Annotated in this window: 19 protein-coding genes; 10 read left to right on the forward strand and 9 right to left on the reverse strand. The window is 72.7% G+C overall.

Translation table 11 applies throughout. The features are described from left to right. Window positions 1-294: 294 nt before the first annotated feature. The 3 genes from AB0D46_RS09000 to mshD form a co-directional block, all read right to left on the reverse strand. On the reverse strand, window positions 295-1,239 hold the full coding sequence (locus AB0D46_RS09000; protein WP_362876631.1) for a CHAD domain-containing protein: 945 nt from the start codon (window positions 1,237-1,239) through the stop codon (window positions 295-297). Continuing rightward, window positions 1,220-3,472 carry an RNA degradosome polyphosphate kinase gene (locus AB0D46_RS09005; RefSeq protein ID WP_362876632.1) on the reverse strand — a complete coding sequence of 751 codons (2,253 nt, stop codon included), beginning with the start codon at window positions 3,470-3,472 and terminating at the stop codon, window positions 1,220-1,222. The genes AB0D46_RS09000 and AB0D46_RS09005 overlap by 20 nt, the downstream gene beginning before the upstream one ends. Window positions 3,473-3,719: 247 nt before the next feature. Next, window positions 3,720-4,646: a mycothiol synthase gene (gene mshD, locus AB0D46_RS09010; RefSeq protein ID WP_362876633.1), complete on the reverse strand. Its 927-nt coding sequence runs from the start codon at window positions 4,644-4,646 to the stop codon at window positions 3,720-3,722. Between the two features lie 181 nt (window positions 4,647-4,827). Here mshD and AB0D46_RS09015 point away from each other — a divergent pair, with 181 nt between their 5' ends. After that, the gene (locus AB0D46_RS09015; RefSeq protein WP_362876634.1) at window positions 4,828-6,645 is read left to right on the forward strand and encodes a bifunctional metallophosphatase/5'-nucleotidase; all 1,818 of its coding nucleotides are present in this window, start codon (window positions 4,828-4,830) and stop codon (window positions 6,643-6,645) included. Window positions 6,646-6,763: 118 nt separating this feature from the next. On the opposite strand, the gene AB0D46_RS09020 is transcribed toward AB0D46_RS09015, so the two are convergent. Next, window positions 6,764-7,549 carry an alpha/beta hydrolase gene (locus AB0D46_RS09020; RefSeq protein WP_362876635.1) on the reverse strand — a complete coding sequence of 262 codons (786 nt, stop codon included), beginning with the start codon at window positions 7,547-7,549 and terminating at the stop codon, window positions 6,764-6,766. 121 nt (window positions 7,550-7,670) lie between these two features. Between AB0D46_RS09020 and AB0D46_RS09025 the strand changes: the two genes are divergently transcribed. After that, window positions 7,671-8,258, forward strand: coding sequence for a TetR/AcrR family transcriptional regulator (locus AB0D46_RS09025; protein ID WP_362876636.1), 588 nt, complete (start codon window positions 7,671-7,673; stop codon window positions 8,256-8,258). A gap of 60 nt (window positions 8,259-8,318) precedes the next feature. Continuing rightward, window positions 8,319-9,203: a phosphatidylinositol-specific phospholipase C gene (locus AB0D46_RS09030; protein WP_362876637.1), complete on the forward strand. Its 885-nt coding sequence runs from the start codon at window positions 8,319-8,321 to the stop codon at window positions 9,201-9,203. On the opposite strand, the gene AB0D46_RS09035 is transcribed toward AB0D46_RS09030, so the two are convergent. The 5 genes from AB0D46_RS09035 to AB0D46_RS09055 all read right to left on the reverse strand — a co-directional run bounded on the left by AB0D46_RS09035 (window position 9,183) and on the right by AB0D46_RS09055 (window position 14,725). Next, entirely contained in the window at window positions 9,183-10,616 is a 1,434-nt protein-coding gene (locus AB0D46_RS09035; protein WP_362876638.1) for a HAMP domain-containing sensor histidine kinase, read from the reverse strand. The two genes, AB0D46_RS09030 and AB0D46_RS09035, sit on opposite strands and share 21 nt — an antisense overlap. Next, window positions 10,613-11,350 carry a response regulator transcription factor gene (locus AB0D46_RS09040; RefSeq protein WP_362876639.1) on the reverse strand — a complete coding sequence of 246 codons (738 nt, stop codon included), beginning with the start codon at window positions 11,348-11,350 and terminating at the stop codon, window positions 10,613-10,615. Before AB0D46_RS09040 ends, AB0D46_RS09035 begins: the two co-directional genes overlap by 4 nt. A 151-nt stretch (window positions 11,351-11,501) precedes the next feature. Continuing rightward, window positions 11,502-12,728: a trypsin-like peptidase domain-containing protein gene (locus AB0D46_RS09045; RefSeq protein ID WP_362876640.1), complete on the reverse strand. Its 1,227-nt coding sequence runs from the start codon at window positions 12,726-12,728 to the stop codon at window positions 11,502-11,504. A gap of 134 nt (window positions 12,729-12,862) precedes the next feature. Further along, a complete protein-coding gene (locus AB0D46_RS09050; protein WP_362876641.1) occupies window positions 12,863-13,885 on the reverse strand; it encodes a LacI family DNA-binding transcriptional regulator in 1,023 nt (340 codons plus the stop codon). 24 nt (window positions 13,886-13,909) lie between these two features. Next, window positions 13,910-14,725, reverse strand: a complete 816-nt coding sequence (locus tag AB0D46_RS09055) for a response regulator transcription factor (protein ID WP_362876642.1) — start codon at window positions 14,723-14,725, stop codon at window positions 13,910-13,912. A gap of 463 nt (window positions 14,726-15,188) precedes the next feature. Here AB0D46_RS09055 and AB0D46_RS09060 point away from each other — a divergent pair, with 463 nt between their 5' ends. From AB0D46_RS09060 to AB0D46_RS09090, 7 genes are all read left to right on the forward strand, one after another. Next, window positions 15,189-15,443 (forward strand): MoaD/ThiS family protein, encoded by a 255-nt coding sequence (locus tag AB0D46_RS09060; RefSeq protein ID WP_164325115.1) that lies wholly within the window; start codon window positions 15,189-15,191, stop codon window positions 15,441-15,443. Between the two features lie 295 nt (window positions 15,444-15,738). Then, the gene (locus tag AB0D46_RS09065) at window positions 15,739-17,265 is read left to right on the forward strand and encodes a hypothetical protein (RefSeq protein WP_362876745.1); all 1,527 of its coding nucleotides are present in this window, start codon (window positions 15,739-15,741) and stop codon (window positions 17,263-17,265) included. Window positions 17,266-17,366: 101 nt separating this feature from the next. Continuing rightward, a complete protein-coding gene (locus AB0D46_RS09070; protein ID WP_362876643.1) occupies window positions 17,367-18,080 on the forward strand; it encodes a DUF2993 domain-containing protein in 714 nt (237 codons plus the stop codon). A gap of 161 nt (window positions 18,081-18,241) precedes the next feature. Continuing rightward, the gene (locus AB0D46_RS09075) at window positions 18,242-18,325 is read left to right on the forward strand and encodes a putative leader peptide (protein WP_350206375.1); all 84 of its coding nucleotides are present in this window, start codon (window positions 18,242-18,244) and stop codon (window positions 18,323-18,325) included. Between the two features lie 189 nt (window positions 18,326-18,514). After that, window positions 18,515-19,360, forward strand: coding sequence for a sulfurtransferase (locus tag AB0D46_RS09080; protein WP_362876644.1), 846 nt, complete (start codon window positions 18,515-18,517; stop codon window positions 19,358-19,360). 99 nt (window positions 19,361-19,459) lie between these two features. Beyond that, entirely contained in the window at window positions 19,460-19,750 is a 291-nt protein-coding gene (locus AB0D46_RS09085; protein WP_362876645.1) for a DUF1416 domain-containing protein, read from the forward strand. 154 nt (window positions 19,751-19,904) lie between these two features. Further along, window positions 19,905-20,168, forward strand: coding sequence for a DUF3099 domain-containing protein (locus AB0D46_RS09090; RefSeq protein WP_362876646.1), 264 nt, complete (start codon window positions 19,905-19,907; stop codon window positions 20,166-20,168). Window positions 20,169-20,329 lie beyond the last annotated feature (161 nt).

The following is a 20,329-nucleotide window of genomic DNA, read 5'->3' on the forward strand; positions in this document are numbered from 1 at the left end:
GTCCGGCTCGCACCTTGCAGTACCGAAACTAGGCAGAACAGGTGAAGCCGTCGACGGCGCTTGGTGAACGGCGAGTGAACCGTGGCGGGCGGGCCGGTGCGGATGGGGTGGTTTGTACCCGGACGTAACGGGACGTTATCCGCCCGTTATCCTGCCGTGACTTTCGCCGGCGCGTCAACGCGGTCGGACCGGGGTGGGTGGCCGGAAAGGGACGGTCGGACGCCGCCGACCCCGGAAACGCCGCCGCCCGACGGGTCTTCGTCGGGCGGGGCGAGGGGGCGCGGGGCGGCCGGTTCAGGCCGGCAGGGGGTGCCAGGCGGCGTGGAAGGTGTGGCGGGCCGCCAGGGCCGCGTGCCGCTGGTCGGCGTGCAGCACCCCCAGGGCGTACGCCGTCGCCGGGGCGATCCGGGGGGTGCGGGCGGCCGTCGCCGAGGCGGTGGCCGCGTCGGAGGCGTCGCGGTGCACGTCCAGGGCGGCGCCCGCCGCCACCAGCCGGGCCACGTCGTCACCGAGGGCCTCCCGGGCGTACCGGTGGACCCGCAGCAGGCGGCGCACCTCGTGCCAGGCGCCGTCCTCGTGGGCCGAGTACGGGGTCTGCGGCGTGGCCGGCAGGGCGGTGACGGCCGCGTCGAGCCGGCCCTCGGTGACCGCAGCCAGCGGGACCAGTACCTCCGTCACCCGGCCGCGGGCAGCCACCGGGTCCAGCGGCACCTCCGAGGCGAGCACCGCGACGGCGTCGGCGACCGCGTGGAAGCGGGCCGAGCCGAGCGCCTGGAGGGTGGTGGAGTGGGCGCGGGTGCGCGCCAGCGTGAGCTGGCGCTCCAGCAGGGCGCCCGCCCGCGCCGAGCCCACCGTGAGCGCCCCCGACGTGGCGACGCCGCCGCGCGGCGCCGGTACCTCGGGGGCCGCCGAGAGCCGCTGGAGGGCGTCCAGCAGGCGCGACAGCCGGGCGGCGTACGCGTGCTCGTCGGCCAGGGTCGAGGACAGCCACACCAGCTCGGTGCGCAGCCCGTCGGCCCAGCCGGGCTCGGTCACCACCCGGAAGGTGCTCAGGGAGCCGGCGATGCGGCGCGCGGCCCCCCGAAGGCCGCGCGCCGCCTGCCCGCTCTCCGCGGAGTCCGGGCCGCTCCCGGTGCTCTCCTCGTGCAGGCGCAGGGCGCGCAGGAACGCGGTGGCCTGGGAGCGCAGGTACGGGGCGAGTACGTCCCCCGCGGTCGGGTCATGGTTTGGCTGAGCCACGCCGGCGCCTCCGGGCGTCTATGAGCATCTCCTGGACGTGCTGAAGCGGCTGGCCCTCGGCGTCGGTGCTGTGCCGGGTCCATTCGCCGTCCGGACCCAGGTGCCAGGAGGAGGTGGCGTCGGACATGCCGGTCTCCAGCATCCGGTCCAGTGCCGCGCGGTGTGCGGGGTCGATGACCCGCACCAGGGCCTCGATGCGGCGGTCGAGGTTGCGGTGCATCATGTCGGCGCTGCCGATCCACACCTCCGGTTCGCCGCCGTTGGCGAAGGCGAAGACGCGGGAGTGCTCCAGGAAGCGGCCGAGGATCGAGCGGACCCGGATGTTCTCCGACAGTCCCGGCACGCCGGGACGCACCGCGCAGATGCCGCGGACCCAGATGTCGACGGGGACACCGGCCCGGGCGGCCCGGTAGAGGGAGTCGATGAGGGCCTCGTCGACGATCGAGTTCATCTTCAGCCGGACGTACGCGGGCCGGCCGGCGCGGTGGTGGTCGGCCTCCTTGTCGATGCGCGAGATCAGTCCGTCGCGCAGCGACTTCGGGGCGGTCAGCAGCCGGCGGTAGGTCTCGCGGCGCGAGTAGCCGGACAGCCGGTTGAACAGGTCGGAGAGGTCGGCGCCGACCTGCGGGTCGGCGGTGAGCAGGCCGAGGTCCTCGTACAGCCGGGCGGTCTTGGGGTGGTAGTTGCCGGTGCCGACGTGCGCGTAGCGGCGCAGGTTGTCGCCCTCCTGGCGGACCACGAGGGAGAGCTTGCAGTGGGTCTTGAGCCCGACGAGGCCGTAGACGACGTGGCAGCCGGACTCCTCCAGCTTGCGCGCCCACTTGATGTTGGCCTGTTCGTCGAAGCGGGCCTTGATCTCGACGAGGACGAGGACCTGCTTGCCGGATTCGGCCGCGTCGATCAGGGCGTCGACGATCGGGGAGTCGCCCGAGGTCCGGTACAGCGTCTGCTTGATCGCCAGGACGTCCGGGTCGGCGGCGGCCTGTTCCAGGAAGGCCTGCACGGACGTGGAGAAGGAGTCGTACGGGTGGTGCAGCAGGACGTCCCGCTCGCGCAGCGCGGCGAAGATGTCCGGCGCGGACGCCGACTCGACCTCGGCGAGGTCGCGGTGCGTGCCCGCGACGAACTTCGGGTACTTCAGCTCCGGCCGGTCCAGGGAGGAGATCCCGAAGAGGGCGGTCAGGTCCAGCGGCCCGGGCAGCGGGTACACCTCGGCGGCGGACACCTTCAGCTCCTGGACGAGCAGGTCCAGCACGCCGGGGTCGATGGACTCCTCGACCTCCAGGCGCACGCCCGGCCCGAAGCGGCGCCGCATGAGCTCCTTCTCCAGGGCCTGGAGGAGGTTCTCGGCGTCGTCCTCCTCGACCTCCAGGTCCTCGTTGCGGGTCACCCGGAACATGTGGTGCGCGAGCACCTCCATGCCGGGGAACAGCTCCTCCAGGTGCGCGGCGATGACGTCCTCCAGCGGGACGTAGCGCTGCGGGGAGGCCTCCAGGAAGCGGGCGAGGAGCGGCGGGACCTTGACCCGGGCGAAGTGGCGGTGGCCGCTGACCGGGTTGCGGACGACGACGGCCAGGTTCAGGGAGAGGCCGGAGATGTACGGGAAGGGGTGCGCGGGGTCCACGGCCAGCGGCGTGAGCACCGGGAAGATGTGGTTGCGGAACAGGGTGAAGAGGCGGGCCTGCTCCTTCTCGGTGAGGTCGGGCCACCGGATGAGGTGGACGCCCTCCTCGGCGAGCTGCGGGGCTATGTCCTGCTGGTAGCAGGCGGCGTGCCGGGCCATGAGCTCGCGCGAGCGGGTCCAGATCAGGTCCAGGACCTCGCGGGGTTGCAGGCCCGAGGCCGAACGGGTGGCGACGCCCGTCGCGATGCGGCGCTTCAGGCCGGCGACGCGGACCATGAAGAACTCGTCGAGGTTGCTCGCGAAGATCGCCAGGAAGTTCGCGCGCTCCAGGAGCGGGGTGTTCGGGTCCTCCGCGAGCTCCAGGACGCGTTCGTTGAAGGCCAGCCAGCTGCGCTCCCGGTCGAGGAACCGGTTGGCGGGCAGTTCGCCCGTACCGTCCTTGTCCTCGTACGCGTCGAGGTCGGCGTCCAGGTCCGGATCCAGGCCGCCGGGGCGGTGGGCGGCGATGGAGCCCAGGCGTGCCTTCACCGCGGCGGCGCTGTTCGCGGACGGGTGGGAGGGGTGCTGGGCGGGGACCTCGCTGGGGCCTGCGCTGGGCTTCTGGCTCATGCCTCCATTCTTCCGCGCACGAGGCAGGACAGGCGCGTCGGAAGCGTCTGCTGTCAGTCGGAGTCGGGGCTGCATGACCGGAGACTGGCAAGCGCGTTTGAATGCCCGGTTAATGGCGTATGGCTTCCAGTCTCTTTCCGGAGCCGCCTTGGGCCGTTCGAGGGGCTCACGGCCCGGCGCACCGGGCCGTGAGGGGCGGTGTCCCGGGCCGCCGGATCCCGTCCAGGGGCGCCGGCGGCCCGTCCGGTCAGCTCTCGGTGCGGTACATCAGGTCGACCTCGTGGGTGGTGAAGCCGAGGCCCTCGTACACGGCCAGGGCCGCCGGGTTGTCGGCGTCGACGTAGAGCATCGCGGTGGGCAGGCCGGACGCCGCGAGGTGGCGCAGGCCGATGGCGGTCAGGGCCTTGCCCAGGCCGCCGCCCTGCGCGCCCGGCCGGACCCCGACGACGTAGACCTCGCCGAGCCGCTCCGCCTCGTGCACCTTCGTCCAGTGGAAGCCGACCAGCTCACCGTCGCGCTCGGCGAGGAAGAAGCCCTTCGGGTCGAACCACGGCTGCGCGATCCGGTCGTCCAGGTCCCGCTGCGTCAGTGACCCCTGCTCGGGGTGGTGGGCGAAGGCCGCCGCGTTCACGGCGAGCCAGGCCGCGTCGTCCGTGCCCGGGACGAAGCCGCGCACCGTCACGCCGGCCGGCAGGGCCGGATCGGGCAGCGGGTCGCCGGTTGTCAGGGGGCGCCGGAGTTGGCGCAGCTCGCGGAAGAGGGTCAGTCCGAGCACCTGGGCCAGGTGCCGGGCGGCGGACTTGCCGCCGTGGGCCCATACCCGGATCCGCTTGCCGGAGGCGTTCAGGAGGGCCGAGCCGAGGGCCCGGCCGTGGCCGCGGCCGCGCAGCGCGGGGTGCACGACGAGCTCGGCGGCGGGTGCCTCCACCGGGTCGGTGTCCTCCAACTGCCCGTACGCGGCGAGCCGGGTGCCGTCGCTCAGGAGGAAGTGCCGGATGCCCTCGCGCGGTCCGCCGCGCAGTTGGATCCGCCCTTGCTCGGACACCGCGGTGGTGCCGTCGGTGCGGGCCGCTTCCGCGATCAGGTCCAGCACGGAGTCGGCTTGTTCCTCCGTCAGCTCGTCGAGGGTCTGAATCTGCCGTCCCGGCTCCAGGGCCGCTGCTGCGTCAGTCATGCGACGAGCCTACGACCGCGGCCCGCGGTTGCGTGTCCCGCAGGCCCGGACCGGGGTCCCACCGGTCCCGGAACGCCTGCGTAACCAGCTCGCAACCCGTTACCCCCTGTCGTGCTACGCGCGTTGACAATAAGCTGCGGCGGACCTCCCAACTTGTCTCGCTGTCCACAAAGGGGACTACATGTCAGCGACGCCACAACGGCCCCGCACGGCCCGCCGGTTGACCCTCACCGCACTCGCCCTCACGGCCGGTGCCGGAGCCATGGTCGCCGCGGCGCTGCCGGCCGGAGCCGCGAGTGGTGGCGGTGCGGCCAAGAGCCGGACCGTCGACGTGCAGATGCTGTCGTTCAACGACTTCCACGGCACGCTGGAGCCCCCGCAGGGCTCCTCGGGCACGGTGAGCGAGCGACAGGCCGACGGCACCACCAAGGCCATACCGGCAGGCGGCGTGGAGTACCTCGCGACCAGCCTGCGCGAAGCCCGCAAGGGGCACGAGTACTCGGTCACGGCCGCGGCCGGTGACATGATCGGCGGCAGCCCGATGCTGTCCGGGCTCTTCCACGACGAGCCGAGCATCGAGGCGCTGAACAAGATCGGCCTGGACGTGTCCAGCGTCGGCAACCACGAGTTCGACGAGGGCCGCACCGAGCTGCGCCGCATGTCGTACGGCGGCTGCCACCCGGTCGAGGGCTGCTTCGAGTACGGCAAGACGTTCACCGGAGCGCAATTCCAGTACCTCGCGGCCAATGTGACGGACGACAGGACCAAGCGTCCGATGATGTCCCCCACCTTCGTGTGGAAGAAGGGGGACGTGAAGATCGGCTTCATCGGCGTCACCCTGGAGGGCACGCCGGACGTCGTCACCGCCGAGGGCGTCAAGGGCCTGACGTTCGGCGACGAGGTCGAGACGATCAACAAGTACGCCGCCGAGCTGAACAAGCAGGGCGTAAAGTCGATCGTCGCGCTGATCCACGAGGGCGGACTGCCCGCGAACGGCGCGTACAACTACGACTGCGACGCTCCGGGCGCCGGCGCCGGCATCTCGGGTGCCATCGTCGACATCGCCAAGAACGTCGACGCGAAGGTCGACGCGCTGGTGACCGGCCACACGCACCAGGCCTACAGCTGCACCATCCCGGACCCGGCGGGCAACCCGCGCACGGTCACCTCGGCCGCCTCGCTCGGCCGGCTGTACACGGACACCACGCTCACCTACGACCGGCAGACCAAGGACATCGTCCGCACGCCGGTCGCGGCGCCGAAGCCGGTCAACAAGCTCGTCACCCGTGAGCAGCCCAAGGCCGCCGACATGACCGAGCTGATCCGGCGCTGGAACGAGCTGGCGGCCCCGGTCGCCAACCGTCCGCAGGGCTTCATCTCGGCGGACATCCCGGGCCGCGGTTCGCCGGAGTTCGAGAAGCCGCTCGGTGACCTGATCGCCGACGCGCAGCTGGAGGCGCTGGCCCCCGCCGACAAGGGCGGCGCGGAGCTGGCGATCATGAACCCGGGCGGCATCCGCGCCGACCTCGCCCACAAGGCCTCCGGGGCCGAGGGCGACGGCGTGGTGACCTACGGGGAGTCCTTCACGGTCCAGCCGTTCACCAACATGATGAACGTGGTCGACCTGACCGGCGCGCAGCTCGTCACCGCGCTCCAGCAGCAGGTCACCGGAGCGGTCAACGGCTCGAACCCGAAGATCCTCCAGGTCTCGAAGGGCTTCACCTACACCCTCGACATGACGAAGGCGGGCGCGGACCGCATCGTCGTCGACTCGGTGCGGCTGAACGGTGCGCCGATCGACCCGGCCCGCACCTACCGGGTCGCGATGAACGAGTTCCTCGCGGGCGGCGGTGACGGCTTCACCGTCCTGAAGGAGCACAAGAACAAGCTGGTGGGCGCGTCCGACCTGGACTGCTTCAACGCCTACCTGGCGAACAACTCCTCGGAGGCGGCCCCGATCGCCCCGCCGGCGGCGAACCGGATCACCGTCATCAAGTAACTCCCGTACGCGGGCGCCTGTGAGGGGCGGTGGGCCGATGGCCCGCCGCCCCTCCGGCGTTACCGCGGCCCCTCCGAGGTCACCGCGGCCCGTACGAGGCACCGCGGGCCCCGAGGGGTCAGCGCCGCCCGTCCAGGTACTCCGCGACGGCCCGGTGGAAGCCCTTCGGGTCGCTGAAGGGGACGAAGTGGTCGCCGTCCAGCCGGGTGTACGAGGTCCCCGGCCGCCGGGCCACCATGGCGTCGGCCTGCTCCTGGGGCAGCGCCTGACTCTGCGCGGCGTGGATGAGGAGCGCCGGGCAACGGCTGCCGAGCCAGGCGTCCCAGTGGTCGCCGGCGCACCCCGCGATCGAGTCGAGCTGGTCCCGGGGGTGGAACGGCATCCGCCAGCCGGAGCCGTCGGGCAGCTTGCGCAGGGCGGCGCCGACGATTTGGCCGCCCACCGGCCCGGCCGCGGCCAGCAGTTCCCCGGTGGTCGGCGCGGTGTAGGGCAGGCCGTCGAGGAAGGAGAACCAGTTCGCCTCGCCGGGGCGGACCTCGACGGCGGCGTCGACGTTGATGAGGGTGTGGATCCGGGTGGGGTGACGGGCGGCCAGGTAACAGGCGTTGTACCCGCCCAGCGAGTAGCCGAGCAGGGCCACGGGCTCGTCCAGGCCGAGGTGGTCGAGGAGGGCGACGGCGTCGGCCACGTAGCCCTCGCGGTCGTACACCGGGGCCCGGTCGGAGTCGCCGTGGCCGCGCTGGTCGGGGGCGATGACCCGCCAGCGGTCCCCGAGCTCCTCGGCGAGGGCCTTGAAGGCGATCCCTTCGGACATCCCGCCGTGCAGGGCGAGCAGCGGGCGGCCGGGGCCGCCGAAGTCCCGGTAGGAGAGGGTGCGGTCGTCGATCTTCAGCTCGTGACGCATGGTCGGTGCCTTCCGGGGCCGGTGGATCTTTCGATGTCCGCAGCCTGCCAGGAATTGGGCAGGTGCGCAATACGTACGTGTAGGGCGGTTGCCCAAATCGGGACGCGGCTACCATCCCGGCATGGGAAATCGCGAGGACCTGCTGGCCGGAGCCCGGCGTTGCCTGGAGGAGAAGGGCTACCTGCGCACGACCGTGCGCGACATCGCCTCGGCGGCGCAGGTGAGCATGGCCGCGATCGGCTACCACTACGGATCCCGCGAGGCCCTGCTCAACCAGGCCCTCTTCGCCGCCATGGACGACTGGGCGGCCGGCTCCGGCCGGCTCGCCGGCGAGGGCGACACCGCCGAGGCCCGGTACGTCGACACCTGGGACCGCAAGATCCGGGACTTCGGCGAGCTGCGCTGGCTGTGGATCGCCAACATCGAGGCCTTCGTGCACGCCCAGTCCTCGCCCGAACTGCTGGCCGCGCTCGCCGAGGGCCAGCGCCGCTCCCGGCGGATGGTGGCCGCGGCGCTGGCCGGGGTGGCCGAGGAGGCCGTCACGGAGGAGGACGTACGCGGCCTCGGCTCGGTGCACCTCGCATTGCTCAGCGGGGTGATGGTGCAGGCCCTCACCGACCCGGAACGCGCGCCCGACGGCCGCGCGCTCGCCCAAGGCCTGCGCAGGATGGCCGAGTTGCTCGACGAACCCGTTTCTACCGACGGGTAGCAAACGCGCCGCCGGCACGCCATAATCCCGTCCCATCACCGGGTCGACAAAGGGGTGGACATGGGCGTGGCACTGGACCGGCGGACCTTCCTGACCGGGGCGGGAGCCCTGGCGGCCGTGACCGCCGTGGGACTGGGGACGGCGGCGCCCGCCTCCGCCCGCGCCCTCGGCACCTCGGACTGGATGGCCGGCCTCGCCGACTCCACCCCGCTCCAGCGGATGACCATCCCCGGCACGCACGACTCCGGCGCCCGCAAGGGCGGCCTCTACGTCGCCTGCCAGAACACCTCGATCGCCCAACAGCTCGACGCCGGCATCCGCTTCCTCGACGTCCGATGTCGGGTCACGGGCGGGTCGTTCGCCATCCACCACGGATCGTTCTTCCAGGACCTGATGTTCGGTGACGTGCTCGTCGCCTGCTGGAACTTCCTCGCCGCGCACCCCTCCGAGACCGTCCTGATGCGGGTCAAGCAGGAGTACTCCGGCGAGAGCGACGCCACCTTCCGCGCGGTCTTCGACGACTACCTCGACCAGCGCGGTTGGCGGCCGCTGTTCCGGATCGCCGACGCGCTGCCGTCCTCGCTCGGCGCCGCCCGCGGCAAGGTGGTGCTCCTCGCCGACAACGGCGGCCTGCCCGGCCTGCGGTACGCCGACGGCAACGTCTTCGACGTCCAGGACGACTGGAACGCCGAACCCTTTGCCAAGCGCGGCAGGATCGAGAACCACTTCCGGCGGGCCGTGCAACAGCCCGGCAAGCTGTTCGTGAACTACGTCAGCACCGCGGCGTACATGCCGCCGCGCTGGAACTCCGACCGGCTGAACCCGCAGGTACACGGCTTCGTGGACGGCGGCGAACTGGCCGGCCGGACCGGCCTCGGAATCGTTCCGATGGACTTCCCCAACACCCGGTCCGGCCTGGTCGAATCACTGATACGGCACAACTGACCCCTCGGGCGGCGGCACCGGCGCCCCCGGGACGCGGAGCACCGCCTCCGTACCGGGTCCGCCGTCGGCCGCCGCCCGCAACTCGGCGGTGCCGCTGGCGCGGTGGACCGTACGGGCCACGATCGACAGGCCCAGGCCGCTCCCGGGCAGCGCGCGGGCCGAGGGGGAGCGCCAGAACCGTTCGAAGACGTGGGGCAGGTCCTCCGCCGGGATGCCCGGCCCGTGGTCGCGCACCGTCAGCACGCCCGCCCGCAGCGACACCTCGACGGCGCCGCCGGGCGGGCTGAACTTCACCGCGTTGTCCAGCACGTTGACCACCGCCCGCTCCAGCGCCGCCGCCTCGCCCCGGACGTACCAGGGCTCCAGGTCGGAGCCGAACCGCAGCTCCGGACCGCGCAGCCGGGCCCGGGACAGCGCGGTACCGGCGATGTCGTGCAGGGCCACCACCCCGAGCGGGGCGTGCGGGGCAGCGTCCGGCCGGGACAGTTCCTGGAGGTCCCCGATCAGCGCGGCCAGCTCCGTCATCTGCGCCTTCACCGAGGCCAGCAGCTCCCGCCGGTCCTCGGACGGGATGGCCCGGCCGGTGTCCTCGCTGCGGGCCAGCAGCTCGATGTTCGTGCGCAGCGAGGTCAGCGGCGTGCGCAGCTCGTGCCCGGCGTCGGCGATCAGCTGGGCCTGCCGCTCCTGGGAGGAGGCCAGCGCCGCCGTCATCGAGTTGAAGGACCGCGACAGCCGGGCGATCTCGTCGTCTCCCTCGTCGGGGATCCGTACGGTGAGGTCCTCGGTCCGGGCGACGTGCTCGACGGCCGCGGTCAGCTCGTCGACCGGCCGCAGCCCCGTGCGGGCCACCCACAGGCCGGCCGCGCCCGCGCCCACGATGCCGATGCCCGACACCACGAGCAGGATCCAGGCCAGCGTCGACAGCGGATCGTCCACGTCCGCGGCCGGCTTGGCGATGGAGATCCCGAAGTACTGGCCGGCGGGCGTCTGCCGCTTCAGCGTCAGGACGCGCATCTCGACGCCGTCACCGGTGCGCACGTCGTGCAGGGTCTCCTCCCGCACGCCCGCCGCGATCTCCTTGTCCACGGCGGTGACCGGCAGTCCGGTCCGTCCACTCACCCAGCAGCGCGTGCCGTCGGCCAGCACGAGCTGTACGGTCGCGCCCAGGTTCTCGGCGACCTGCTGCTCCGGTTGCCGCACCCGGGTCACGCAGCCGTCGCGCAGCGTCCGGCCCACCTCGGCGCTCACGTCCGTCGCCATCAGCGACCGGTCGAGCTGCTCGCTGAGCTGCGACTTCACCATCACCCAGGACACACCGGCGACGGCCGCGACGGCCACCGCCACCGCGACCGTCACCAGCAGCGCGATCCGTGAGCGCAGCGGCAGGGCGCGGAACCGGGCGGCCGGCGTCACTCGGGACCGCCGTCGCCCTGGCGCAGCACGTAGCCCACCCCGCGCACGGTGTGCACCAGGCGGGGCTCGCCGCCCGCCTCGGTCTTGCGGCGCAGGTACATCACGTACACGTCCAGGGAGTTGGAGCTGGGCTCGAAGTCGAAGCCCCAGACGGTCTTGAGGATCTGCTCGCGGGTCAGGACCTGGCGCGGGTGCGCGAGGAACATCTCCAGCAGGGTGAACTCGGTACGGGTCAGCTCCACCGGCCGCCCGCCCCGGACGACCTCGCGGGTCGCGAGGTCCATGCGCAGGTCGCCGAAGGCCAGCGTGTCCTCGTGGTCGCCGCCCCCGCCCGGCCGCGGCGCGGCGTAGGCGCTGCGGCGCAGCAGGGCGCGGACGCGGGCGAAGAGCTCGTCCAGCTCGAACGGCTTGACGAGGTAGTCGTCGGCGCCCGCGTCGAGGCCGGTGACGCGGTCGCCGACGGTGTCGCGGGCGGTGAGCATCAGGATCGGCGTGACGGCGCCGGCGGCGCGCAGCCGGCGGGCCGCCGTCAGTCCGTCCATGCGGGGCATCTGGATGTCCAGGACGATCAGGTCCGGGGCGTAGGAGTCGGTCCGCTCCAGCGCGTCGAGGCCGTCCACCGCGGTCCGGACGTCGTACCCCTCGAAGGCGAGGCTGCGGCGCAGGGCCTCGCGCACGGCCGGCTCGTCGTCGACGACGAGGATGCGCTGCTGGTCGCCTTCGGCGGCGTTCATCTCGGGTCTCCCAGGGGTGCGGTGGTCGGCCATGGCATGCGGTGCGTGACGGCGCTTCCCAGCGTCGCACGGGCCGGCCGGTGGAGGTCTCAGGAGACCGGCGGCCGATCGATGGCCGTCGGGGGTCGTCGGGGGCCGTCGTGTGACGGGCTCAGAAGGAGGTGCCGAAGCCGTCCGTGCCGGTGCCGCTGCCGTTGCCGTTGTCGCCCGAACCGTTGCCGGTCCCGTTGCCGCCCGAGCTGTTTCCGCTGCCGCCGGCGCGCAGCGAGTCGAGGTCGGCCTTGATGGTGTTGACCGGGATCGCGAAGCCCAGGCCGACGCTGCCGGCGCTCGAACTGTCCGAGGAGGGGGAGTAGATCGCGGACGGCATGCCGACGATCTCGCCGTTCATGTTGACCAGCGCGCCGCCGGAGTTGCCCGGGTTCAGCGAGGCGTCCGTCTGGATGGCCTTGTACGAGGTGGTGTTCGAGCCGGTGTCCCCGTTGAACTGCTGACCGTCGTACGAGAACGGCCAGCCGCCCTGCCCGCGCTGCGGGGACTGCTGCCGCTCGGACTTCGGGACGTTCACCTCGCGCCCCAGCGCGGAAACGATCCCGCTGGTGACGGTGCCGGTCAGCCGGTCGGGGGACCCGATGGCGACGACCTCGTCGCCGACCTTCAGCCGGTCGGAGTTGCCGAGCGAGGCGGGCTTGAGGCCGCTCGCGCCCTGGAGCTCGATCAGCGCGAGGTCCTTGTCGGGATCCGTGCCGACGGTCCGGGCGGTGTACTTCTTGCCGTCGCTCATCGTCACCTGGATCTCCGAGGCGCCGTCGATGACGTGGTTGTTGGTGACGATCTCGCCGTCCGCGGTGATCACGATGCCGGAGCCGGTGCCCTGCCCCGACCCGGTACGGGTGTCGATCCGTACGACGGACGGGCTGACCTGCTCGGCGACCCCGGTGACGGTGCCGGTGTTGGACCGCGACACGTTGGAGGCGTTCACCCCGCCGCCGCCGGCGCCGCCCCCGACCAGGAACTGCTGCACGACGGTGGCCGTCCCGCCGCCGACCACGGCCGCCGCCAGGGCGACGGCGACCAGCAGCGCGACCGGCCGCCTGGCGCGGGCGGCGTGCGCGGGACCGTCCTGGGGGGCGTCCTCCCGGACGGCCCGGCCGGCGGTCGGCGGCACCGTCTCGCCCTGGATCACCGGCGGCTGGTGCGCCTCGTGCCAACCGGGCGCGCCGGGCGGCGGGTACGCGGGCGGCGGCGGGTAGCCGCCCGCGCCGACGTCCTGCGCCATGCGCTCACGACCCCGCTGCCAGTCCTCGCCGAACGGCGGGTGCTGGCCCGGGCGGTTCTCCTGCGGGTACTCGCCTTCGCGGCGGAAGCTGTCGGTCATGTCTTCGACTGTCCCCGCGGATCATGAGAGCTTCCTGAGTCCCGGCTGAGAAGCCCGACAGAACCTCGTATGCCCGATATAAGGACCGGCGCGGGGCAGGGCCGAGGCCGGGGGCGACCCGGCCGCGACGGCGCTCAGCGACAGCCGCAGGAGCGGCGCACGACCAGCGCCGAGGGGAACTGCTTCAGCCGCTCGCGGCGCGAGCCGGTCACGCGCAACGCGTCGTCCAGGACGAGGTCCACCGCCGCGCGGGCCATCGCCGGCCGGTCCGAGGCGATCGTGGTCAGCGGCGGGTCCGTCAGCGCCGCCTCCTTCACGTCGTCGAAGCCGGCGACCGCCAGCTCCCCGGGCACGTCGATGCGCAGCTCACGGGCGGCCCGCAGGACGCCGATCGCCTGGTCGTCGGTGGCGCAGAAGATCGCCGGCGGGCGGTCCGGCCCCGACAGGACCTCCAGGGCGACCTGATAGGCGTCGTAGCGGTTGTACGGGGCCTGGAACAGCCGGCCCTCCACGGAGCGGCCGGATTCGAGCATGGCCCGGCGCCAGCCCTCGACGTGGTCGGCCACCGGGTCACCGACCTCGGGGGTGTTCTCCACCCCGCCCAGGCAGGCGACGTACGGGTGCCCGTGCTCCAGCAGGTGACGGGTGGCGAGCTGCGCGCCGCCGATGTCGTCGGTGACCACGGCGACGTCGTCGATGGCCTCGGGGCGCTCGTGCAGCAGCACGATCCGCGCGTCCCACGCCTCGATCTCGGAGGCCGCGCGCTCGCTCATGCCCTGGCTGACCAGGATCAGCCCGGAGACCCGCATTCCGAGGAAGGCCCGCAGGTAGTGGACCTCGCGCTCGTCGCGGTAGTCGGAGTTGCCGACCAGCACCATCTTTCCGCGCTCGGCGGCGGCCTGCTCGACCGCGTGCGCCATCTCCGCGAAGAACGGCTGGCGCGCGTCCGGCACGATCATGCCTATGAGGTCGGTGCGCCGGGACGCCATCGCCTGCGCGACCCGGTCCGGGCGGTAGCCCAGGTCCTTGATCGCGGCGAGGACACGCTCGCGCGTGGCCGGGGCAACCGGCCGGGGTCCGTTGTTGATGACGTAGCTCACGACGGCGGTAGAGGTACCCGCAAGTCGCGCCACGTCATCCCGCGTCACCTTGGCCACGCGCGGCAGTCTACGCGGGGTGACCTACCTCTGGGCAGGCCGTCCTGCCGAGTGGATGCTCACAGCCGGTTCCGCCGTCCGGGGGAGGTCCGGCCGCTCGACCGGGTCCTTCGCGGAGCCCGGTCCGGCGGCCGCCTTGGCCGCGGCCTCCGCCGCCGCCCGCTCGACCTTCTCCGGGGTGACGAAGCGGTAGCCGACGTTGCGGACCGTCCCGATCAGCGACTCGTGCTCGGGCCCGAGCTTGGCGCGCAGCCGCCGTACGTGGACGTCGACGGTGCGGGTGCCGCCGAAGTAGTCGTACCCCCACACCTCCTGGAGCAACTGGGCCCGGGTGAAGACCCGGCCCGGGTGCTGGGCGAGGTACTTCAGCAGCTCGAACTCCTTGAAGGTCAGGTCCAGGACCCGACCCTTCAGCTTCGCGCTGTACGTCGCCTCGTCGACCGACAGGTCGCCGTTGCGGATCTCCATCGGGGAGTCGTCCGAGCCCAGCTGCCGGCGCCCGGTGGCCAGCCGCAGCCGGGCCTCGACCTCGGCGGGTCCGGCGGTGTCGAGGAGGACGTCGTCGATGCCCCAGTCGGCGGTGACGGCCGCGAGGCCGCCCTCCGTGACGACGAGGATCAACGGACAGCCCGGTCCGGTCGAGCGCAGGAGCTGGCACAACGACCTCACCTGCGGGAGGTCGCGGCGGCCGTCGACGAGGATCACGTCGGCCCCGGGGGTGTCCACCAGGGCGGGGCCCTCGGCCGGTGCGACCCGGACGTTGTGCAGCAGCAGGCCGAGTGCGGGCAGCACCTCGGACGACGGCTGCAGGGCGTTGGTCAGCAGCAGGAGGGAACTCATGCTCGACCACCTGCCCAGCTCCGGTGGTCGTGCACGTGCACGGTTCGCTGGTCCATCACGTCGGTTCCTCCTCGGTCCCGTCGAGGACGTGCGTGGTACTGCTTCGTACGTCTGCCTGGCGCCCGTCCGCCCCCGCGCCCCGGGGTCCGGATGGATACCACTGTTCTCGGTCCGTTCAACGTGCTGGAAGCACAAAAGGACCCGGGGGCTACGTTGCCCGGATCCTCTACGCCGCCAGAATAGCCCACCGCCCCTTTCGGGGCCGAGGCATCCCGCACACCGCCTTCTGTGGTTCCCGCCACGCCTTCCTCCCTCGTATGCCCCGGTTTCACCGGATCGGTGGACCCCCGCACGGGAACCGGGGCGCGCACGGGGCGCGTCGGGGTACGCCGGGGGTCACGGCCGGAGGGGTCATCATGGAGGCCGACGGTAGAGAGCCGACGGGGCGACGATAGGAGCTGCAGTGGCAACCGGAACCATCCGCTACTGGGCGGCGGCCAAGGCCGCGGCCGGGACGGCGGAGGAGCCGTACTCGGCACGCACACTGGCCGAGGCGCTCGACGCCGTGCGGGAACGCCACCCGGGAGAGCTGACACGGGTCCTGCTGCGCTGCTCCTTCCTCGTGAACGAAGAGCCCGTGGGCAAGCGTCCCCACGACGGCGTCCCGCTGACCGAGGGGGGCACCGTAGAGGTGCTCCCGCCCTTCGCGGGCGGGTGAACGGGAACCGATGAGCACTCCGGAAGAACAGCAGCGGCGGCGGCAACAGCAACAGCAGCAGCAGCAACAGCAGCAACAGCCGCCGCAGCAGCAGGACGGCGCCTCCCCGCAGGATCCGTGGACCCAGACCTGGCAGGGCGAGACCTGGGACACCAGCTACCAGCCGGTGCAGCCGCCGCTGGGCACGGTGCCCGGGCAGCAGGCGGCGCCGCAGGGGTGGTTCCGCGAGGAGGCCGCCGGGCAGGAGCAGCAGCCGCAGCCGCCGTACCAGGAGCAGCCGCAGCAGGACTGGGGCGTGCCGCAGGCCTCCGGCACGCCGTGGCCCTCGGAGCCCGTCGCCGAGCAGACGGCGTACCTGCCGCCCTACCCGGGGCCGGCCGACCCGCGGGCGCAGCAGCAGGCGCAGCCGGTCGCGCCCGACGGGTGGTTCCGCGAGGAGGCCGCGCCGGCGCCCGCGCCCGCCGAGCGGCAGCAGTCGCAGCAGGACTGGGGCGCCCCGCAGGCCGCTCCGTGGGCCGCCGACCCGCGCACGTCCGGCGGGACCGGCTTCGGCGCCGGTGCGGGCTCCGGTGGTGACGGGGCCGCCGCCGAGCAGACGGCGTACCTGCCCCCGTACCCGGGGCCGGCCGACCCCCGGGCGCAGCAGCAGCAGGCGCAGCCGGTCGCGCCCGACGGGTGGTTCCGCGAGGAGGCCGCCCCCGCGGCCGCCCCGCAGCAGCCCCGGCACGCCGGGCCGCGCCATGCGCAGCCCCGGCCGGCGGAGCCGCAGCCCTGGGACGCCGAGTCCACCGCGTACCTCCCGCCCCAGCCCCCCGCACCGGCCCCCGACGCCGCCGCCGAGCAGACGGCGTACCTGCCGCCGGTTCGTGAGGGTGCCGCTGAGCAGACGGCGTACCTGCCGCCGGTTCGTGAGGGTGCCGCGGAGCAGACGGCGTACCTGCCGCCCTACCCGGGGCCCGGGGCCGCCGGGGCGGCTCCCGCGGCTCCCGCGGCCGGGCCCGTACCGGCGGCCGGGGGGCCCGCCGCCGACTACTCCCCCCCGACCCTGGGCGGCAACACCATCCGCGCCGTCGACCCCGCCCAGGCCCGCGCCGAGGGCCGTTCGCCGATCATCGACCCCGGTCCGCAGCCGGCCGTACTGACCGCCGCCCTCGGGCTGCTGCTGGCCGTGGCCGCCGCGTTCGGGGACTTCGCCCTGCTGCTCCCGCTGATCGCCCTCCAGGCCCTCACCGCGGCCGGTTGGTTCCGCCTGAACGGCATGTGGCCCGCCCGTCAGGGCATCGCCCTCGCCTTCCTCGGAGCCCTCGTCGCGGACGCGGCGGTGCTCGCCGTCGACAGCACGTACGGGCCCGGCGCGATCATCGGCACCCTCGGCGCCTGGGTGCTGCTCACGCTGGTCCTCCAGCTGCGCAGCCACGCGGACCCCGACGAGCGGATGTACGGGCTGATGGCGTCGGTGGCCTCCGCCGCCCTGGCCATCGCCTGCGCGGGCTTCCTCGCGGCCGACGGCGAGGCCGTCAGCGTGGGCGCCGCGGCCGTCGCCGTGGCCGTGTTCACGCGCGCGCTGCCGCTGCCCACCCTGCCCTCCGTCGCCGTGTCGCTGGGCGCGGCCGCGGGCGCCGGCATCGCGGTCGGCACCGTCACCGGCACCGGCGCGGGCGGGGCCCTGATCGGCCTGGTCGCCGGGGTCTGCGCGCTGATCGGCCTGCGGGTGGCGGCGTACGACTACCCGTCGAAGTTCGTCCACATGACGGCCGGTGTCGCGCTGCCGCTGGCCGTCGCGGCGCCCGCCGTCTACCTGATCGGCCGGGTCGTGGGCTGACCGGCCGGGGCCGACCACCGGCCCGGGGGCGCTCGCACACGGCCCCCGCGGCCGGTCATGGTCCACTAGAACGCACGTACCGACTAGTAGGGGGAGGGCACGTGCGTTTCCTGCGCGTCGTCTTGATCATCGGAGTGGTCCTGGGGGCCTTGTTCGTGGGCGCGGACCGCTGGGCGGTCGGCTACGCCGAGGAGCGGCTGGCCGAGCGCATCCAGGCGCGGCAGGGGGCCGGCGGCAAGGCGGAGGTCGAGATAGAGGGCTTCCCGTTCCTGACGCAGGCCCTCAGCCACGACCTGGAGCGGGTCAACCTGAAGCTGACCGGCGTCGAGGCCACCGCGGACGGCCGCAAGACGCGCCTCTCGCAGATCGACGCGAGCTTCCACGAGGTGAAGCTGAACGGGGACTACACCGGCGGCACCGCCCGCCGGGCCGAGGGCACCGCGCTGATCTCCTGGGCGGACCTCACCCAGGCCTCCCAGAACGGCGTGGTCCTGACCTACGGCGGAACCCCCGGCAAGGTCAAGGTCACCGCGACGCTGGAGTTCCTCGGCCAGTCCCTGACCCGGCACGTGGTGTCGACCGTGACCCTCGTCGACGCGAAGGACGGCAAGGGCAAGATCGTCCGGGTGCGCGCCGACGAGGTCCCCGGCGAGGGGATCCCCGGGATCGAGCGCGAGGTCCGCAAGCGCACCGACTTCGACCGGACCGTGGACGGAGGCCTGCCCGCCGGGCTCGGCCTGTCCGCGCTGACCGCCGACGAGGCCGGTGTGCACCTCACGCTGACCGGCACGGACGTGTCGCTGGCCGGATCGTGAGACAGCCCGGTCCGATCCGCAGATGAACGGGTCGTACGAGGAGCCCCGGGGGCCGCGCGGCGGCCCGCCGGGGCTCTCTCGTCCCATCATTCGGACGATCCTGTCTCGACATATGACACACCGGTGACAGGGCGGCCGATTCGTCCCTACGATCCCTACCTATGAAGCATCAGCAGGCGGACCTCACGAAGCGGCGGGCAGTAGACCTGTGTCGCGTCGCCGCCATGCTCTGTCGCTCCATGTAGCGGTGTGAGCCTTCCGCTCCACCGGCCGGACGACGGCCCTTCAGTCGCGTGACCGCACCTGCCTCCCGCCCCCTGACGCCTCCCCGCGCAGGGTCCGGGCGTGACACCCGGAACGGCGCGCACCCGCACTGCCAGCCCCGCAGCAGCACCCGCACCACCCCGCCGCACACTGCCCCGGAGGAGAACATCATGAGCCGCAGCGACGTCCTCGTAGACGCCGACTGGGTCGAGGCCCACCTGAACGACGCCGACGTCGTCATCGTCGAGGTGGACGAGGACACGTCCGCCTACGACAAGAACCACATCACCAACGCCGTCCGGATCGACTGGAAGAGCGACCTCCAGGACCCGGTCCGCCGTGACTTCGTGGACCAGGAGGGCTTCGAGAAGCTCCTCTCCGCCAAGGGCATCTCCAACGACGACACCGTCGTCCTCTACGGCGGCAACAACAACTGGTTCGCGTCCTACGCCTACTGGTACTTCAAGCTCTACGGCCACCAGGACGTCCGCCTGCTCGACGGCGGCCGCAAGAAGTGGGAGCTCGACTCCCGCGACCTGGTCGACGGCAAGGACGTCCCCAACCGCCCGGCCACCTCCTACAAGGCCAAGGCCCAGGACACCTCCATCCGTGCCTTCCGTGACGACGCCGTCGCCGCGATCGGCACGAAGAACCTGGTCGACGTCCGCTCGCCCGACGAGTTCTCCGGCAAGCTGCTCGCGCCGGCGCACCTCCCGCAGGAGCAGTCGCAGCGCCCGGGCCACATCCCGAGCGCCCGCAACATCCCGTGGTCGAAGAACGCCAACGACGACGGCACCTTCAAGTCGGACGAGGAGCTGACCGCCCTCTACCAGGCCGAGCAGGTCGATCTGGCGAAGGACACCATCGCCTACTGCCGCATCGGTGAGCGCTCCGCGCTCACGTGGTTCGTGCTGCACGAGCTCCTCGGCCAGGAGAACGTCAAGAACTACGACGGCTCGTGGACCGAGTACGGCTCGCTGGTCGGCGTGCCGATCGAGCTCGGCCCCAACAAGTAGCCCGGCCGGCCGGCGGCCGGCCGGTCGGCAACCCTGCCGGGCACGCAGGGGCACCCGTAGCCAGTAGCAGTACGACCTCTCCAGGACAGGACAGAGAACATGTGTGGAGCACAGATCGGCGGGCCCGACCTCGCGACGCTGAAGCCCGGTGAGACGGCCATCCAGGGCCAGATCACCCAGGGCGGCGAGCCGGTGTCCGGCTACGTCCGCCTGCTGGACTCGACCGGCGAGTTCACCGCCGAGGTCCCGACCTCGGCGACCGGCCAGTTCCGCTTCTACGCGGCCACCGGCTCCTGGACCCTGCGCGCGCTCGTGCCGGGCGGCACGGCCGACCGCAACGTCGTGGTCGCCGAGGCCGGCGGCGTGACGGACGTGGCGATCGCGGTCTGAGCACCGCACACCGCAGCGACGATTGACCGGCCGAAGGGCCGCACCCCCGGGGGTTGGACGCCACTGGAACGGGGTGCGGCCCTTCGCGCCGTCCGGAGCGTCCGGTCGGGGTCGTTCGGGGTCGTGCGGGTCGGCGCGGACCTACCCTGGAGGTATGTACGCCCGGCGCCGACGCGCCTACTTCCTGCTCATGGGCGGATGCCTGTTCCTGTTCGTCTCCGCCTGGTCCTTCGTGCGCCTGTGGTCGGTGGAGGCCGCGGTGGCCCTCTGCGTGGTCGCCATGGTGATCCCGCCGATCGCCGCGATGGTCGCCAACCGGCGCGGACCCGACGACCGCTGGTGGGACGATCCCTCCGGCGATCGGAAGTCGGACGAATGGTGGGACGAATTGGACGGAAAGCGGCGTCGGGACGAATGAAACCCGCCTATATAAAAACGTAATAAGGGTTCGGTACAACTACTTCCGGTCGAAGTCCGTCTTGGCTGTGCGCGGGTGCACCACCCGGCGCCTCCAGTCCTGCGGGGGGACCTCCATTGGAAAAAGAACAGACCGTGCCTGAGCTGCCCATACCGGCGGAG

Source organism: Streptomyces sp. NPDC048383 (genome assembly GCF_040651775.1).
Classification (GTDB): domain Bacteria; phylum Actinomycetota; class Actinomycetes; order Streptomycetales; family Streptomycetaceae; genus Streptomyces.

Excerpts from the sequence above, each read along its gene's own strand:
- AB0D46_RS09080 (WP_362876644.1), top strand. The coding sequence starts at position 18,515 with ATGAGCCGCAGCGACGTCCTCGTAGACGCCGACTGGGTCGAGGCCCAC.
- AB0D46_RS09075 (WP_350206375.1), top strand. The coding sequence starts at position 18,242 with ATGAAGCATCAGCAGGCGGACCTCACGAAGCGGCGGGCAGTAGACCTG.
- AB0D46_RS09090 (WP_362876646.1), top strand. The coding sequence starts at position 19,905 with ATGTACGCCCGGCGCCGACGCGCCTACTTCCTGCTCATGGGCGGATGC.
- AB0D46_RS09020 (WP_362876635.1), bottom strand. The coding sequence starts at position 7,549 with ATGCGTCACGAGCTGAAGATCGACGACCGCACCCTCTCCTACCGGGAC.
- AB0D46_RS09040 (WP_362876639.1), bottom strand. The coding sequence starts at position 11,350 with ATGAACGCCGCCGAAGGCGACCAGCAGCGCATCCTCGTCGTCGACGAC.
- AB0D46_RS09045 (WP_362876640.1), bottom strand. The coding sequence starts at position 12,728 with ATGACCGACAGCTTCCGCCGCGAAGGCGAGTACCCGCAGGAGAACCGC.
- AB0D46_RS09030 (WP_362876637.1), top strand. The coding sequence starts at position 8,319 with ATGGGCGTGGCACTGGACCGGCGGACCTTCCTGACCGGGGCGGGAGCC.
- mshD (WP_362876633.1), bottom strand. The coding sequence starts at position 4,646 with ATGACTGACGCAGCAGCGGCCCTGGAGCCGGGACGGCAGATTCAGACC.
- AB0D46_RS09025 (WP_362876636.1), top strand. The coding sequence starts at position 7,671 with ATGGGAAATCGCGAGGACCTGCTGGCCGGAGCCCGGCGTTGCCTGGAG.
- AB0D46_RS09055 (WP_362876642.1), bottom strand. The coding sequence starts at position 14,725 with ATGAGTTCCCTCCTGCTGCTGACCAACGCCCTGCAGCCGTCGTCCGAG.
- AB0D46_RS09005 (WP_362876632.1), bottom strand. The coding sequence starts at position 3,472 with ATGAGCCAGAAGCCCAGCGCAGGCCCCAGCGAGGTCCCCGCCCAGCAC.
- AB0D46_RS09085 (WP_362876645.1), top strand. The coding sequence starts at position 19,460 with ATGTGTGGAGCACAGATCGGCGGGCCCGACCTCGCGACGCTGAAGCCC.
- AB0D46_RS09015 (WP_362876634.1), top strand. The coding sequence starts at position 4,828 with ATGTCAGCGACGCCACAACGGCCCCGCACGGCCCGCCGGTTGACCCTC.